This is a genomic window from Periweissella fabalis (assembly GCF_012396505.1).
GTDB lineage: Bacteria > Bacillota > Bacilli > Lactobacillales > Lactobacillaceae > Periweissella > Periweissella fabalis.
The window spans coordinates 65,058-82,142 of the sequence record NZ_JAAXPN010000004.1 but is presented as its reverse complement, the minus strand read 5'-3'; the positions used below and the strand labels follow the sequence as shown (position 1 = coordinate 82,142).

The following is a 17,085-nucleotide window of genomic DNA, read 5'->3' as shown; positions in this document are numbered from 1 at the left end:
GAGGAAAAGCATGAAAATTATCGGTTTAACCGGTGGAATTGCAACTGGAAAATCAACAGTAAGTAAATATTTAGCAGATAAAAATATACCAATAATTGATGCTGATATCATCGCTCGTCAAGTGGTGATGCCAGACCGACCATTACTGGCGGAATTGGTAGCATATTTTGGTACTAATATTTTATTGCCAAATGGGGCATTAAATAGGGCAGCACTTGGTGAAATCGTATTTAATGATTCTAAACAGCTAAAAATTCTCAATAAAATGATGGATCCAGCGATTCGACAGGCTATTAAACAACGGATAAAAGAACTGAAATTAGCAGGCTATCAACTAGTATGTTTGGATGCACCAACTTTATTTGAAGCAAATTATGAAAGTACAGTTGATTACATTGTAGTTGTATATGTATCACCTGCAATCCAGATATCACGTTTAATATTGCGTGATAAACTTTCAATGAAGGCAGCAAATAAACGCATTCAAGCACAGATAAGTATTGAAGATAAAAGAAAAATGGCTGATTATGTTATTGATAATCAGGGTGAATTAGATGAAACATATCGTCAAGTTGACCATTTACTAACGATTGTCAACAGTTTGTCATAGTAAAGTTAAATTTGGTATGGTATCATATTCTAATATATTTAGTTAATTGACAATTTTATTGGAGGATATGCGTAATGGTGAAACGCGGCATGCTAATCGTCTTATCTGGACCATCAGGTGTAGGTAAGGGGACTGTCCGTAAGGCAATTTTTGAACAAGGTGGTAATGACTTTGTTTATTCAGTATCTATGACCACACGACAACCACGTGAGGGCGAAGTAAATGGCGAAGATTATTACTTTGTTTCAAAAGCAGAATTTGAGGCTGAAATTGCCAATGGTGGGATGTTAGAATATGCACAATATGTTGACAATTACTATGGGACACCATTAAAATACATTAATAAAACTCTTGATGAAGGGTATGATGTCTTTTTAGAAATTGAAGTCCAAGGGGCTATGCAAGTTCGTGAAAAGATGCCAGATGGTGTTTATATTTTCTTGACACCACCGGATTTGAAAGAATTGAAAAATCGGTTAGTTGGTCGTGGTACAGACTCAATTGAAGTAATTGATAAACGAATTGAAACGGCGATTACAGAAATTAAAATGATGCAAAACTACGATTATGCAGTTGTAAATGATGAAGTACCATTGGCAGTTGATCGAATTAAAGATATTATTCGTGCCGAACACTTAAGTGTAAACCGTGTAATGCCAGAATATACAGAAATGATTGGAGAATTAGAACGATGATTTTATACCCATCTGTTGATAAATTATTGGAAAATGTTGATTCACGTTACAAGTTAATTTCGTTAGCTTCAAAGCGGGCTCACGAACTTGAAGCTGGTGCTAAGCCAACTTTAGAACGCTTTGATTCAGTTAAATCAATTGGTCAAGCACTTGAAGAAATTGAAGCTGGTGATGTTATCATTGAGCCAGGGACTGATGCAATTGCTGAAGCTACTAAATTACGTAAAAATGGGTTTAAATAATTAATTTTTAAATCAAGTAAGGCTTACTGTATTATATGTGACGTAAAAGATTCAAAGGTAGCGATGCCTTTGAGTCTTTTTTTACGCATCAAAAGGCATTAATAAAAATATATAAGCGAAAATTTACTAAATTTATTGCATTCAAACGAACAAATTAATGAATTATTGGTAGAATAGAGATATCAATAAAAATGGGGCGTGAATAGTATGATAGAAAATGCAAAAACGACAAATCCTGAATTAATCGGAAAACTTGATGAAAAGTTGGGATACTTATCTGATCTTCGACAAGCAATTCTTGTCCAAGATGATCGCTTAGTATTCGAGTTACTTGCACGGAAAAAATATCAACAGCAAGTATTACAACAACCGGGTAAAAGTAATGATGATTTAGCAGAGATGGTAGTAAATTTAAAACCGCAATTAAGCCACTTACTTGCTAATAAATTAATTGCGTATTTATCAGTGGCATTCCCATTCTTTTATTACAAAGAAATTGATGAGGGTGTATATCAAATTTACTTTGGTAATTGGTGGGATCGTCGGAGTTTTGGATATTTAGATGTATTAGATGTTAAATTTATTTTTGATAAAACTGAATACCAAAAATTAACTGACTCTGTCGCACTTGCCAAAGAAAATAAACGTTTAAATACTGAAAAAATTACAACACTTACTAAAAACAATGAACATTTACAAGAATTAGTAGATGGCCAAAGTCAACGTGATATGCAAAAAGGTAGCTTACGAGCACAAATTGATGAGGTAACCAATACGCGTCAAGGATTATTTGCAAATACTAAGCTTAAAGAACAGCGTGATGAGTTAGTTGCGCAGCTTGAAGAACTTCAAATCCAAGATGAAGAAGCAAAAAATGCACGTACACAAATTATTGAAAACAATGATCAGATTCTATTCTATTCGAAAGAAGATACAATTTTGAGTTACGAATATAAAAGTATTGTTGAAAAATTTGGAGATTTTGATGCTTTTGAAACAGCAGTAGATAAGTTGTATACCTCATACTTAGCGACTTTGATTGCAACAGAAGAAAAGGGGGCATTTGGTGATTATGAATAATCAAACAAATTTACCTACAGGGATTTTACCAAGTCAGAGTCTAGTTGATTATAATGCTGAAATTACACAAGCTTTACAAACTGGATTTGAATTTACGGAGTTATTAAATAAAACTCTGCAGACTAGTTCCGCAAATGAGCTTTTAAGTTCAATCCAAGGCTTGATGCAATTAAATCTTGGATCTAATCAAGTTCAATTTCCACATCAATATAGTACGGCTGATTGGTTTTTATTATTTGCAACACGCCTATTAGAAATTAATGGCGTTGATGACTTTAGTCTAGCGAGTGCGCCTGATCATGAAGAACTAGGTGTTTTTCTAGCTGGAACTGGAACTAAAGTACGTTATCAATTTAGTGAAGCAACAGTTAATGGAGCATATTTTACAGAGATTGAATCCGACAAACAGCTATTTTATCTTGATTTTGCAGCTCATAAATTGACATTTAATAGCCAAGATATTATAGATTTCTTTATGGTACAACCTGTAACCAAAATTTTGCCAGCAGAAAGTGATCAAGTAATTACTATTTTACTTAACTTTGCCAATGTTTTAGCAAAAACATTAGACTTTGAAATTGACTATAGTATTTTGGAAACAAATAATGATTATGAATATGAAACAGTTAGTTTTGATTTACCAAGTCAGATTCTTGATAAACTATTCATTGCTTCAGCAACTGCTAATGTGTTGATGCAACCTGTTGAAAGTGGATTTGGGGCACGATTAGTACTTACTGATGAATTGGAAGTTCGTTTCTTGCAAAATGATAATTATCAACAGATAAATAGTAATTGGCATTTTGAGGTTATTGATGCTCAAGGTAAAGCGTCATTATTAAATGTATTGGTTAATTTTCCGTTTATCCAACGATGGTATCTTGAAAATCGGAGTATCTTAGAAATCCAACCGGCACAACCAACAATTGTAGATGATGTTAAAGTCGAAGTTTTACAGCCACGGAGTATTTAACTATGCTAGATACAAATGAGCTTTTACGAGTTTCACGTGAGTATCATCGGATTGTACCTAACATTCGTAATACCCGCTTTCGTGGTGATGATTTACGCAAAATTTGCTATGAAAATTTAGATGTATTAATTAGCAGGGTTGCAGATGACGCTGGTTGGTTTAAATTTTGGGAAATAAAACAAAATGTTGACAAGATAAAGTTACTTACAGATTATGTGAACGGGTTGGATAGTATCTTATGGTTGGCACAAGTTGAGCAATGGATGCATTTGGTCGTGATTGAAGCTGATGAGATTGCTAAATTAATTAAATTTCCACATGGTGACTTAAATAATCATTATCTTGGTTTAAAAACAATGACGTGGAACTGTTATTTAAGGCATAGTCAAGATGATTATAAACACTTGTTCAAATCGTATTTGAAATTAGGCTTAGTTGAGCTTGAATTAACGCCTGATGAAATCATGGAATGCTTTAAAAAGTGTTTTAATAGACCAAGTACTGACTTAGATTAAAAAGTTGTGGCTTATACAGACAATCACAAGGATATGTATGGTATGCTAAAATAAAGTTTATTTTTAAGACGGAGGGGTCAAGTAATGACACGAAAAGTTACAGTATTAGGTAGCTTAAATGCTGATACCATCATGCATATTGAACGGTTACCAAAGCAAGGTGAGACTATGGCAATGTATGATGCTACCACAGCCCCTGGTGGCAAGGGCGCCAATCAAGCAATTGCTGCTGCACGGATGGAAGCTAAGACAACATTTGTTGGTGCAATTGGTGATGATCAAAACGGGCAAATGTTATTGGATGCAATGATTCACGATAATGTTGATATTACTAATATTAAAAAACGTGATAATATTGGAACCGGATCTGCTTTTATCATGCTTGAAAAAGATGGCAGTAATACTATTTTAATTCATGGTGGTGCTAATCAGTCATTATCAATTGAAGATGTCAAAAGTGCAACTGATGCCATCATAAATTGTGACATATTAGTTGCCCAATTTGAAACACCATTAGCAGTTACATTAAAAGCCTTTGAAATAGCTAAACAAAATGGGGTTTTTACAATACTTAATCCTGCACCAGCTAAAACAAACATCCAACCAGAGTTACTACATTTAACAGATTTGATTGTTCCTAATGAGACTGAAGCCGAAACGATCTCTGGTATACCAGTTACAGATGAAGCGTCGATGGTTGCTAATGCACTTAAATTTCGTCAATTAGGGGTCCCAAATTTAATTATTACAGTTGGAGCGCGAGGTGCATATTATAGCACTGTTAATGGTGCTGGATTTGTACCGGCATTTAAAGTAAAAGCGATTGACACAACAGCTGCTGGTGATACATTTATTGGTACACTAGCGTCACAACTAGAGCTAGATTTAAGTAATATTGTTGATGCCGTACGTTTTTCTAATCGGGCGTCTTCGATAACTGTTCAAGGAGCTGGGGCATTACCTTCAATTCCTAAACTCACGCAAGTCAAAGCGGCTTTTGGAGAGTAATTTTTTAGTTTAAAATTAGTATTAAGTTCAGGTAATATAGAAAGGGACGAACTTTAATAAGTTCGTCCCTTTCTATATTAAACGTTATAATAAAAAATCTCGTGAAATTTGCTGATATATAGTAATCATGGCTTCAAATTGATTTAAGTCAACATATTCATCAGCTTGATGTGCGATGTTAAAAGGTCCTGGACCTAGAAGAATTGTTTCAAATGAATTTGGTGCAAGGGTAAACTCAGACGCGTCAGTGGCACCAGTAAAAACGGATAATTCAGCAGGTTGGTGAAAATTGTTAGTGACTACCGTCTTTGCTATGTTAATCAGTTTAGCATTTTTATTAGTCTTAACAGGCACGAAACTATTATCGATGGTAAGGGTTAACTGCACTTTGTGTTTTTTATTTAGTTGGTTAACTATTTGTTTTAAACGATTAGTAACAGCCTGATTATCAAAGGATGGTGTTGGTCGGATATTACCACGTAAGTATGCATCTGCTGGAACGTTATTAATTTGTTCACCACTATGAAAAATAGTAATGGTATGGGTCAATGGACCGAGAATATCATCGATTGGGGCATCGTCAAATAAGGTTACTTCAGCATTTACGAAATTAATTAAGCCACTAATAGCATTAATTCCTAGTTCTGGAATAGATGAATGGGCTTGTCGACCTTTAGCGGTAACAGTATAGTTAAATGAACCTTTATGGGCATAAACTATTTTGGCATCCGTTGGTTCACCAACAATAAGACCACTTAAATCATCAGCGTAATGCAAAGTTGTCAATTGTTGAGCACCTTGAGCACCATTTTCTTCACCAATGGTCAAAATCAAACGAACACGACCCCTTAAGGGCACATGCTTGTTAGCTAATCCGATAAATGCATAAAGCATTGCAGTAACACCTGATTTCATATCAGCAGCGCCGCGGCCATATAATTTATTATCATGTATTTCACCAGCAAAAGGTGGATATTTCCAATCGGATAAGCTACCAGGCAGGACAACATCTAAATGACCTGTTAGACCTAAAACCTTATCAGCAGTAGTGGGTCCAATCTCAGCAATTAGATTACTTCGATTCGGAGCGTATTTAATAATTTTAGATGGAATACCATGTTCAGTCAGTTTATCTTTAATTAACAAAGCTATTTGTTCTTCACGATCATTAGTAGATGGAATTTGGATAATTTTTTGTAGAAATGATACAGCTTCATGCATAAAAGCACCCCTCGTTAGAATATTTTAACTTTATTTTAATATTATTCTAATTAGGGTGGATATGCAATGCAAAAGAATAAATATTAACTAGGAGAGTAAATATGGAATTACCAGTTGCTTTTATTGAAAAATATACAGCACTCTTAAAAGAAGAAGCTCCAAGTTTCTTTGCAGCATTTGATGCACCTGTTAAGAAAGCATACCGAATTAATCCTCTTAAAGAAAATCAAGCTATTTCTGATACACCCGATGACGGTCGATTGGATTATAGTCCATTTGGACATCTTGGAAAGGTGTATGGTCATTCGATTGACCATACAACAGGGTTAGTGTATTCGCAAGAACCCAGTGCAATGTTTGTTGGTGAAGTTGCTCACCCAAGCATTGGGGAGTTTGTATTAGATTTATCTGCTGCCCCAGGTGGTAAAGCAACACATTTAGCAAGTTATTTACAACAATCAGGATTACTAGTTGCAAATGAAATTATAAAAAAACGGTCTCAAATACTAGCTGAAAATATTGAACGATTTGGGGTGAAAAATACAGTAGTAACCAATGAATCTCCGGAACGATTGAGTAAACAGTTACCGCAATTTTTTGATAAAATTATAGTTGATGCACCATGTTCAGGTGAAGGTATGTTTCGAAAAGATCCTGATGCAATGCAATATTGGGATGCCGATTATCCAGCTAAATGTGCTAGTTTACAACGTGAAATCTTAGCGGATGCGGTAAAAATGTTAAAACCCGAAGCAGAATTAATTTACTCAACATGTACTTTTGCACCAGAAGAAAATGAGCAAATGATTGCTTGGTTACTAGATACATACCCTGAATTTTCAATTTTGCCAATTAATAAGCCAAGTGGAATTGATGATGGTCGGCCAGAATGGGCTAATGGTAATCCCGAATTAGCAAAAACAGCCCGTATTTTCCCAAACCATTTCAATGGTGAAGGCCATTTCGTTGCAAAATTGAAATGGATGGCCCAAGATGTTGAGCCAGTTAAGCAAACACTTGAAAGATCAAATTTAACAGCTGATCAACTTAAGCAATGGCAAGCATTTGCAAATGATAACTTAGCAATTTCTCTTGAGGGAACGTTGTTAACCTTTGGTGATCAATTATATTGTTTACCAACTGGAATGTTGACCGTTAAAAAGTTAAGTGTTGTCCGGCCAGGGTTACACCTTGGTACATTTAAGAAAAATCGATTTGAACCAAGTTTAGCTTTGGGTCTTACGTTGCAACCACATGAAGTTAAACAACATGTGATAATTACAAAAGATGACTGGGTTAAATATGTTCATGGGGATACCGTAATGTTACCAAGTGCCCCTACAAACGGTAATGGCTGGTATCAAGTTGTCATCAATGGTAATGGATTTGGCTTTGCTAAAGTTGTTGGTCAAACGTTGAAAAATTACTATCCCAAAGGTTTACGTTTTATTTATCGTGAGCAAGCGTAGGTGAAATAAAAAGGGTGTCTGGCCAAAGGTGTTTAGATACAGTATGAAACTAAAAAACCCGATCGAATTTTTTAATTCGTCGGGATTTTTTAGTTATATGCTAATGTCTGCCTTTTGAGGCATGGCTTAGCAGCAAATTACTACTGGAAAAGAGTTGTATCACACTCCACTTAAATTCTAACGACCTTTAGTGTTTTTGTGCACTGCGTGGGTCATTAAACCACCATAAAATTTACGGGCATGCTTATCAACCGTTGGCGTAACGCTACCTTGAGACGTTGGCTGCATTGGCGTTGGTGCAACTTTTGCTTGGGCCTTTAGCTGCTTTTTAAGCGCTTTGAGCTTTTCATCAACTAACGTAAAGTTTTGTTTATTGGTATCTGGAATAATGATAATTTCTTTTGAATTAGCTTGAAAATTATCAAATGCTATCTTATGTTGTGTTTGTGCATAGAAGCGAGCAATCCGTTCAGCAGCACTTTGAGCTAATTGACTATAGTGCAACGGAGTACGATTAAAAAGTGCGATTGTTTCATCTGGATTTGCATCATTGACTAAAATGTAGTAAAAACTACCATTAAGCGTAAAAAAATCTGCATGCCAGTTGATGACATTAGAGATGTCAGTTGGTAATTGTAAATCTTTGGGTACTTTTAAGTGAGTACTTAAAAGTTTTGAACTATGAATAACGAGCATATTATTAACCTATTCTATTTTATTTAATCAGTAATAATTATAGACAAACTAAATTATAGGTCAACTATAATATCAGTAAACATACTATCAAATTGGTATTTTCTGATAATTGGTGTAATTAATTGAAACATCACAAATTCAATGTTAAACTTCTAATAATAACAATAGTTTGGAGGAAACAATATGACAGGTGGGCAAATTGCTGGTTTAATTGCGGCAATCGCATTTTTAATTTTAGTAGCATTTATTGGTGTCTTTTTACTGCGTCTAACTAAAAGTATCAGCGTTGTTACTGTTAATGTCGACCAAATATCGCATGAAGTCGAAGAAATTTTAGCCAATGCCAATGAATTATTAACTGACGTAAATGGTAAAGTTAAGACAATTGATCCAGCATTTAAGGCAGTTGGTGACTTAGGTGAATCAGTTTCTAGCTTGAATGATGCAACACGTAATTTAACAACAAGAGTGTCAGGAGTTAGTACTAGTACTAAAGGTTTTACTGGTCTAGCATTAGCATCTCGAGTTTCAAAATCAGCATTCCAAAGTTATCGTAATCACCGTAAAAGTAAAAATACCAAATAAAATTTATTAAATTTTGTAATTGGAGGAAATCAGCATGGGAAAAAAATTAGGACTTTTAACCGGTTTAGCAATTAGTGGAGCAGCGGCATTTGCTGCTTTTAAGGCACTCACCCCACAAAAACAAGAGAAGTTAATTAAAGATGCACGTGCAAAGATTGATGATTTACGAGATAATGCAATTGACTACGCTTACTATGCTACAGATTTTGTTGAAGACATGCGTGAACAATTAGAAAAACGTAAACAAGAAGATGGGCATTATAGTGATATGGTAACAAAGTCACAAGAATTAGCAGGTAAGGCTAAAGAAAAAGCACATGATGTTGTAAGTGACGTTAAAGAAAAGATAAGTGGCAGAGAAGCAATTGAGCCTACACTTGAAAATGATGATATTGATCTAGAATTATCAGCTGAAGATGTAGCTAAAAAGCCAACTTTACCAACGACTAGTGATGTTAAAGCAGTATTTAAAGATGTTAAAGTTGAAGTTTTAAAGCCTAGACAGTCTGATTCTGAAAAATAATTATTGATATTTCCTATTAAATGGTTGATTGTTAACGCAATCAACCATTTTTTAATGTTAATTTGATATAATTGTTAAGCATAACTCGGCTATTGTAACAAAGATATTCGTTTAAAGGATAATAAACTTTAGCTATAATTAATGCTGTAGACTAATTTGGGAGCATAAGAGAAAATGAAAATTGCTTATAAATCTGATATAGGAAAATTACGTAAAACGAACCAAGATTTTGTGGGGACTTTTATCAACAAATTAGGTTATAAATTTGCAGTTGTAGCTGATGGTGTGGGTGGCCAAGCTGCCGGTGACGTTGCCTCAGCGATGGCAGTATTACATTTAGGTAATCAGTGGGAATTATCCCAAATTGAGACCCCATTATCGGCTCGTGAATGGTTAATTAACCAAGTTAAAGCCGAAAATTCGGCTATTTTAGAAGCATCTGAACGCTTCCGGGATTTAAAAGGAATGGCGACAACATTGGTCGCAGTAATGATTTTTGATGATGAATTAATTTTTGCAAATATTGGTGATTCACGTGGCTATATCCTGCATAATGGTGAATTTAAACAATTGACTGTTGATCATTCTTTAGTTAATGAGTTACTACTAACCGGACAAATTTCGGAAGAAGATGCAAAATTACACCCTAATCGCAATGTGATTACGCGTTGGTTAGGTGTCGATGATGATGCAATGCTAGATGTAATTAAATATCATACAAAAGTTGGTGATATTGTGTTATTAAGTACTGATGGTTTGACTAAATTTGTTAGCGATCAAGAAATTGCTAGTATTTTACAAGAAAAAGTTTCATTAGAAGAGCGCGTAGATATTTTAATTGAACGTGCTAATAATGCTGGTGGAAGTGATAATATAACCGTTCTATTAATTGAACGTGAAGAAGAGGTAATGTGATTATGATGCCAAATCAATTAATTGGTGATCGCTACCGAATTATGCGAACTCTTGGTGAAGGTGGAATGGCAAATGTTTATTTGGCACATGATTTGATTTTAGATCGTGATGTGTCAATCAAAACTTTACGTTTAGATTTAACCAATGATGAAAAAACAAGTAATCGGTTTCGGCGTGAAGCATTAGCTGCTACAGAATTAACGCATCCAAATATTGTTGAAATATATGATTTTGATGAAGAGGATGGAATTCAATATTTAGTGATGGAATATATTGATGGGATGGACTTGAAAACTTATATTAAACGTTATTTTCCTATTCCGTTACAGCAAGTAGTTCATATCCTAAAACAAGTTTTGTCTGCTGTTAGTGCAGCACACAAGGCAGGGATAATTCATCGTGATTTAAAGCCGCAAAATATTTTAATTGATAAACAAGGTAATGCTAAAATTTCAGATTTTGGTATTGCAATGACTAATTCAGAATTAGCGATGACGCAAACTAATACTATTTTCGGTTCAGTGCACTACCTATCACCCGAACAAACACGTGGTGGAATGGCGACTGATAAATCTGATGTATATTCACTGGGAATTATTTTATATGAAATGCTAGTTGGAAAAGTACCATTTGTAGGTGAAAATGCGGTTGCAATTGCTCTGCAACATTCACAAACGCAAATTCCAAACGTGCGTGATTTTGATGAAACTATACCACAAGCACTTGAAAACATTGTTTTAAAAGCAACAGCTAAAGATCCAGTTGAACGTTATTCATCAGTTGATGCCATGTTAATCGATTTAAGAACATCATTAGATGCCGCCAGAATTATGGAGCCACGATTTGTTCCTTCAAAAATTGATAATGATGAAACACGAATTATTCCTATTGATAAGATTCAAGCGGCACGACAAAATGTAAAAGCTAAAGACATTATGGAAAATGTAGGTGCTGACTTAGAAAATGATGAGCAACATAAAGGTCCTAAAAAGCATCGTAAAAGATGGCTTTGGATAACATTAATTATAGTAATTTTGGGTAGTATTGGTGGTGCTTTTGTAATGCTACGCCATGATAATGTTGTGGTACCTAATTTGGTAAACAAGAGTCAAAGCAATGCAGTTGCATTAATCCAACAAGAAGGATTAAAGGTTGGTACAATTACAAAATCTTCTTCAGCCAGTATTGCTAATGGTAATGTTATTAAATCCAACCCAAATTCTAAGAGGGTTGTTAGTCGTGGGACAACAATTAATCTGGTGGTTTCAAGTGGCAAAAAATTACAGCGTTTCGGCGATTATACCGGTGAAATGTTTGATGATGTTTCTAAAATATTAATATTAAAGGGGTATGATATTCAGCAAAAATCACAATCTTCCAATGATGTACCAGCTGGTGAAATCATCAGCCAAAGCGTGAATGCTGATAGTAAAGTTGATCCTGAGAATACCACCGTAACCTTTGTAGTTAGTTCAGGACCACAGACGGTAACTGTGCCTGATTTCACTAATCAAGATGTAACTGTTTTTTATAATTGGGCTAATCAAAACAGCATTAAAATATTGCAACCTAATACTAATAGTTCTGAAAATGTGCCGGCTGGTAAAATAATTTCACAGACAATTCCAGCTGGTCAAACAGCTACGGTGGGAGAAACAATGCAAGTCACGGTTTCAAGTGGTAGTAATAAGCAGAAACAAGAATCAAGTACTTCAGAGGACTCTCAAAGTCAAGAAACTACCACAGCTTCAAGTAGTTCTAAAGCAATGTCAACTAGTAGCCAAAGTTCAGTAAGCGGTAACAGTAGTTCAGTTAAATAGTCCGTAGTAAAGAACTAAACCTTTGAGCGGATGTGCGAAATTATATCATTTTATGGTAAAATTTAAGTTTAGTAGCACATGGAGGTGTGACGTGGTTTCATTTTGGAAAAAAAATAACGAAATAGATGAAAATAATGAATTAGAATTGGATTTGGAACATATTCCTAAGCATGTTGCCATTATTATGGATGGTAACGGTCGATGGGCACAACAGCGACATTTACCTAGGATAGCGGGACATAAAGAGGGGATGAACACTGTTAAAAAAGTTACTAAAATTGCTAGTGATTTAGGAGTTAAAGTATTAACTTTGTACGCTTTTTCAACGGAAAATTGGAAAAGACCCGAAACAGAAGTTAGCTACTTAATGGGCTTACCAATTAAATTTTTTGATACATTTGTCCCAGAGCTGATTGAAAACAACGTAAGGGTTGAAGTAATTGGTTATATTGATCAATTACCGACAGCAACACGAGCAGCTGTTGAAAATGCAATGGAGCAAACTAAAGATAACACAGGTATGATTTTAAACTTTGCGTTAAATTATGGTGGCCGTGCAGAGATTACAACTGTTGTTCAAGAAATTGCAAGTAAGGTCCAAGAGGGAACTTTACAAGTTGCAGAAATTACAACGGATTTACTTAGCAGCTCAATGATGACAGCAAAACTTGACCAATATCAAGACCCAGATGTTGTAATTCGGACAAGTGGTGAAATTCGAATTAGTAATTTTTTGCTATGGCAAGTTGCGTATAGTGAATTTGTTTTTTTAGAAACGCATTGGCCGGATATGAATGAAATAATTTTTAAACAGGCCTTAGTCGAATATCAACAACGTAATCGGCGTTTTGGTGGTTTGAAGAAGTAAATTTAGGAGAATTATATGAAAACTCGTGTAATAACAGCGATTGTCGCGTTATTAGTCTTTGTACCTTTGCTATTTGTAGGGGGTATTCCATTAGAAATTTTGGTTGCTGTACTAGGGGTTATTGCTGTAAATGAAGTTTTAGTAATGCGCAAAAAATTACTAATTTCATTTGAAGCAATTATTAGTAATTTAGCAGTTATAGTGGCAGTTTTACCCAGTGACTACTGGTCAAATAAATTACCATTGTTACTACAGCAACAAACTTTGTTATACATTTTCTTTTTGTTGATGTTAGCACATACAGTTGTAAGTAAGAATCATTTTACGTTTGATGATGCTGCTGTAATTATTTTAGCGGTGCTTTATATTGGATTTGGGTTCCATTTCTTTATTATGGCACGAAATATGCCTGGTGGATTAACAACGTTATTCTTTGCGTTGTTAATTGTTTGGATTACTGATTCAGGTGCTTATCTTGTAGGACGTAAAATTGGTAAGCATAAATTAGCACCACGTATTAGCCCAAATAAAACTTGGGAAGGTTCAATTGGTGGTACAGTTGTGTCAATCATTATATCAGCTATCTACTTAAAATTTTTCCCACAAGCATATGACTGGTCAGTAATGATTATTATCGCTGCTCTAGCTTCTATAGCTGGACAATTTGGTGATTTAATTGAATCAGCCTTAAAACGCTTCTATAATGTTAAAGACTCTGGTAAGATTTTGCCAGGTCATGGTGGTATCTTAGATCGCTTTGATAGTCTTCTAATTGTACTTCCAGTGCTTTATCTTTTAGGGGTAATTTACTAAACCGAAAGAGGGAAAAAATTTGCATAATACACTATTAACAATTATTACGTTTATCTTTGTTTTTGGGATTTTAGTTTTTGTTCATGAATTAGGTCACTTTTTCTTTGCGAAGAAGTCAGGTGTATTAGTACGTGAATTTTCAATTGGTATGGGGCCTAAGTTAGTTGCTTTTCGACGTGGTACAACAAGTTACACTATTAGAATCCTTCCAGTTGGTGGGTATGTACGTATGGCTGGCGCACAAGAGGATGAAAGTGATGAGCTTCAGCCAGGGACAATGGTAACCATTCAAACTAATGCTGCTAATGAAGTTATACGATTAAATGCTAGTCAAAAAAAACAAACTCTATTTCAAGGTATTCCGGTGCAAATAAGTGAAGTAGATCTAGTTGATGGCTTATGGATTAAAGGCTATGAAAATGGTGATGAAACTGAAATTAAGACGTTCAATGTAAATCATGATGCAACAATAATTGAAGCTGATGGTACAGAGGTTCAAATAGCACCTAAAGATGTTCAATTTCAATCAGCAAAATTATGGCAACGAGCTTTAATCAATTTTGCTGGATCACTTAATAATTTCATATTGGCTATTGTCGTTTTTGCCATTATTGGTCTGTTGCAAGGATTTGTACCTAGCAATTCAACGACTCTAGGTCACATTGTCGATAATTCTGTTGCTCAAAAGGCAGGTTTAAAAGAAGGTGATGCAATTCAAAAAGTTGCTGATCAACCCGTTAAAAACTGGACAGAATTACAAACAATGTTACAAAGTCGGCCTGGAAAAGAAACAAAGTTAGTAGTTAAGCAAGGCTCGATGACAAAGCAGATTACATTAACACCGGCAACTATTAAAAGTAATGGTCAAAAATTTGGCCAAATTGGAGTTCAACAAGTAGTTAAACGCAATATCAGTGACCGATTGTTGTATGGCTTTAGTGGTGCATATACAACGGCTGCAAATGTTTTACATGCCTTGGCCAATTTATTCCATGGTGGGTTTAGTCTAAATAAACTGGGTGGACCAGTTGCGATATTTGCTAATACTGAACAAGCAGCAAAAGCAGGCTTTATATCAGTATTACTCTTATTGGCATTTCTAAGTATTAATATAGGAATTGTAAACCTATTGCCGATTCCAGCATTAGATGGTGGTAAATTATTGTTAAATTTTGTTGAAGCAATTCGCCGTAAGCCACTTTCTGAAGATAAGGAAAATATGGTTCAAATTGCTGGATTTATCTTCCTTATGCTATTAATGTTTGCTGTTACATTTAACGATGTAATTCGTTATTTTATTAAATAAATTAAGTTAAGGGGTATTGTTTATATGAAACAATCCAAAGTTTTTATTCCAACTGTAAAAGAAACACCTGCTGATGCGGAAGTTATTTCGCATCAAATGATGATCCGTGGAGGATATATTCGTCAAGTTACGGCTGGTATGTATGCATATTTACCACTAGCACAACGTGTAATTAATAAAATTAATACAATCATTCGCCAAGAAATGGAGGCAATTGATGCCGTTGAAATGATGACGCCAGTCGTATTGCCAGCAGATTTATGGCGTGAATCTGGTCGTTATGAAACATATGGTGCCAATTTATTCCGTTTAAAAGATCGTCATGATCGTGATTTTATTCTTGGCCCAACTCATGAAGAAACTTTAACACAATTGATTCGTGATGATATTAAGTCATACAAACGTTTACCATTATCACTTTACCAAATTCAACCTAAATATCGCGATGAAAGCCGACCACGTTCAGGTTTGTTACGTGGACGTGAGTTTATTATGAAAGATGCGTATTCATTTGCTAGTGACGAATTAGGTCTTGATAAAACTTACCGTGCTATGGAAAGCGCATATATTAATATTTTTGATCGTGTTGGTTTAGATTACCGTGTCATTGTTGGTGATGGTGGTGCTATGGGTGGTAAAGATTCTAAAGAATTTTCCGCAGTTGCTGCAGCCGGAGAAGACATTATCGCTTATTCAGATGAAAATGATTATGCAGCTAACCTTGAAATGGCAAAAGATTACTATCATAGTAATAAAGCATTGGATGTTCAAAATTCTAAAGAGGAAGTTGCAACACCTAGCATTCACACAATCGAAGAAGTTGCAGCCTTTCTTAATGTTGCACCAACTCAAATTATTAAAACCGTAGTCTTCATTGCTGATGGAAATCCAGTGGTTGCATTGGTTCGTGGTGATTATGAAGTGAATGACGTTAAATTAAAAAACTTCTTGAATGTTGATACATTAGAATTAGCTACTGAGGAAGATACACAAAAGTATTTGGGAGCTAAATTCGGTTCATTAGGTCCAGTTGGTATTAGTGATGATATTCAAATTATTGCTGATGAATTTGTACAAGATATTGTTAATGGAGTTACCGGTGCTAATAAAGATGGTTTCCACTTTACCAATGTTAATATTGGCCACGACTATCAACCAAATGATGTATTAGATATTCGAATTGCTAAAGAAGGCAATCTTGATCCATCAGGTAAAGGGCATTTGGTATTTACCAAGGGAATTGAAATTGGTCATATTTTCAAGTTAGGAACGCGTTATTCAAAAGCTCTGGGTGCGCAAGTTCTTGATGAAAATGGTCGTCAAAAAGACATCATTATGGGCTGTTATGGTATTGGTGTTTCACGGCTACTTTCAGCGATTGCAGAGCAACAAGCAGATGAAAATGGTCTCGTATGGCCAGCTGCAATTGCACCATATGATATCCATATCGTGCCAATTAACTTGAATGATGAAGATCAACAACGAGTAGCTGAAACGGTTGAAAATACATTAGTTGGAGCAGGATTTGAAGTCTTGGTAGATGATCGTAAGGAACGTCCAGGAGTTAAGTTTGCAGATTCTGATTTGATTGGTTTACCAATCCGAGTAACTGTAGGTAAAAAAGCTAACGAAAATATTGTCGAAGTAAAATTACGAAAGACAGGTGAAACAATTGAGGTTCGTGTTGAAGAAATTCAACAAACAATTGAAATCTTATTGAAATCATCTGCAAAATAAAAAGACTGT

At 35.0% G+C, this 17,085-nt stretch carries 18 protein-coding genes; 16 read left to right on the top strand and 2 right to left on the bottom strand.

Annotated elements, in window-relative coordinates; genetic code table 11:
* Positions 1 to 10: 10 nt before the first annotated feature.
* From coaE to rbsK, 7 genes are all read left to right on the top strand, one after another.
* A complete protein-coding gene (coaE, locus tag HF964_RS05165; protein ID WP_168721997.1) occupies positions 11 to 610 on the top strand; it encodes a dephospho-CoA kinase in 600 nt (199 codons plus the stop codon).
* Positions 611 to 684: 74 nt separating this feature from the next.
* Positions 685 to 1,305, top strand: coding sequence for a guanylate kinase (gene gmk, locus HF964_RS05160; protein WP_168721996.1), 621 nt, complete (start codon positions 685 to 687; stop codon positions 1,303 to 1,305).
* Entirely contained in the window at positions 1,302 to 1,547 is a 246-nt protein-coding gene (gene rpoZ, locus HF964_RS05155) for a DNA-directed RNA polymerase subunit omega (RefSeq protein ID WP_168721995.1), read from the top strand. Before gmk ends, rpoZ begins: the two co-directional genes overlap by 4 nt.
* Positions 1,548 to 1,754: 207 nt before the next feature.
* The gene (locus tag HF964_RS05150; protein ID WP_168721994.1) at positions 1,755 to 2,627 is read left to right on the top strand and encodes an exonuclease SbcC; all 873 of its coding nucleotides are present in this window, start codon (positions 1,755 to 1,757) and stop codon (positions 2,625 to 2,627) included.
* Positions 2,620 to 3,600 (top strand): hypothetical protein, encoded by a 981-nt coding sequence (locus HF964_RS05145; RefSeq protein ID WP_168721993.1) that lies wholly within the window; start codon positions 2,620 to 2,622, stop codon positions 3,598 to 3,600. The genes HF964_RS05150 and HF964_RS05145 overlap by 8 nt, the downstream gene beginning before the upstream one ends.
* 2 nt (positions 3,601 to 3,602) lie before the next feature.
* Positions 3,603 to 4,115 (top strand): hypothetical protein, encoded by a 513-nt coding sequence (locus tag HF964_RS05140; RefSeq protein WP_168721992.1) that lies wholly within the window; start codon positions 3,603 to 3,605, stop codon positions 4,113 to 4,115.
* An 84-nt stretch (positions 4,116 to 4,199) separates the two neighbouring features.
* Positions 4,200 to 5,123, top strand: a complete 924-nt coding sequence (gene rbsK, locus HF964_RS05135; RefSeq protein WP_168721991.1) for a ribokinase — start codon at positions 4,200 to 4,202, stop codon at positions 5,121 to 5,123.
* An 84-nt stretch (positions 5,124 to 5,207) separates the two neighbouring features.
* Here the strand turns inward: rbsK and HF964_RS05130 are convergent, their stop codons facing one another.
* Entirely contained in the window at positions 5,208 to 6,344 is a 1,137-nt protein-coding gene (locus HF964_RS05130; protein WP_168721990.1) for an ArgE/DapE family deacylase, read from the bottom strand.
* Between the two features lie 101 nt (positions 6,345 to 6,445).
* Here HF964_RS05130 and HF964_RS05125 point away from each other — a divergent pair, with 101 nt between their 5' ends.
* On the top strand, positions 6,446 to 7,813 hold the full coding sequence (locus HF964_RS05125; protein WP_168721989.1) for an RsmF rRNA methyltransferase first C-terminal domain-containing protein: 1,368 nt from the start codon (positions 6,446 to 6,448) through the stop codon (positions 7,811 to 7,813).
* 177 nt (positions 7,814 to 7,990) lie between these two features.
* On the opposite strand, the gene HF964_RS05120 is transcribed toward HF964_RS05125, so the two are convergent.
* On the bottom strand, positions 7,991 to 8,509 hold the full coding sequence (locus HF964_RS05120) for a hypothetical protein (protein WP_168721988.1): 519 nt from the start codon (positions 8,507 to 8,509) through the stop codon (positions 7,991 to 7,993).
* A gap of 183 nt (positions 8,510 to 8,692) precedes the next feature.
* Here HF964_RS05120 and HF964_RS05115 point away from each other — a divergent pair, with 183 nt between their 5' ends.
* The 8 genes from HF964_RS05115 to HF964_RS05080 all read left to right on the top strand — a co-directional run bounded on the left by HF964_RS05115 (position 8,693) and on the right by HF964_RS05080 (position 17,076).
* A complete protein-coding gene (locus HF964_RS05115) occupies positions 8,693 to 9,094 on the top strand; it encodes a DUF948 domain-containing protein (protein WP_168721987.1) in 402 nt (133 codons plus the stop codon).
* A gap of 34 nt (positions 9,095 to 9,128) precedes the next feature.
* Positions 9,129 to 9,617, top strand: coding sequence for a hypothetical protein (locus HF964_RS05110; protein ID WP_168721986.1), 489 nt, complete (start codon positions 9,129 to 9,131; stop codon positions 9,615 to 9,617).
* A gap of 174 nt (positions 9,618 to 9,791) precedes the next feature.
* Entirely contained in the window at positions 9,792 to 10,532 is a 741-nt protein-coding gene (locus HF964_RS05105) for a Stp1/IreP family PP2C-type Ser/Thr phosphatase (protein ID WP_168721985.1), read from the top strand.
* A gap of 2 nt (positions 10,533 to 10,534) precedes the next feature.
* Entirely contained in the window at positions 10,535 to 12,352 is a 1,818-nt protein-coding gene (gene pknB / locus HF964_RS05100; RefSeq protein WP_168721984.1) for a Stk1 family PASTA domain-containing Ser/Thr kinase, read from the top strand.
* A 91-nt stretch (positions 12,353 to 12,443) separates the two neighbouring features.
* The gene (locus HF964_RS05095) at positions 12,444 to 13,220 is read left to right on the top strand and encodes an isoprenyl transferase (protein WP_338091082.1); all 777 of its coding nucleotides are present in this window, start codon (positions 12,444 to 12,446) and stop codon (positions 13,218 to 13,220) included.
* 15 nt (positions 13,221 to 13,235) lie between these two features.
* Entirely contained in the window at positions 13,236 to 14,033 is a 798-nt protein-coding gene (locus HF964_RS05090; RefSeq protein WP_168721982.1) for a phosphatidate cytidylyltransferase, read from the top strand.
* Between the two features lie 19 nt (positions 14,034 to 14,052).
* On the top strand, positions 14,053 to 15,339 hold the full coding sequence (rseP, locus tag HF964_RS05085) for an RIP metalloprotease RseP (RefSeq protein ID WP_168721981.1): 1,287 nt from the start codon (positions 14,053 to 14,055) through the stop codon (positions 15,337 to 15,339).
* Between the two features lie 24 nt (positions 15,340 to 15,363).
* Positions 15,364 to 17,076: a proline--tRNA ligase gene (locus tag HF964_RS05080; RefSeq protein WP_168721980.1), complete on the top strand. Its 1,713-nt coding sequence runs from the start codon at positions 15,364 to 15,366 to the stop codon at positions 17,074 to 17,076.
* Positions 17,077 to 17,085 lie beyond the last annotated feature (9 nt).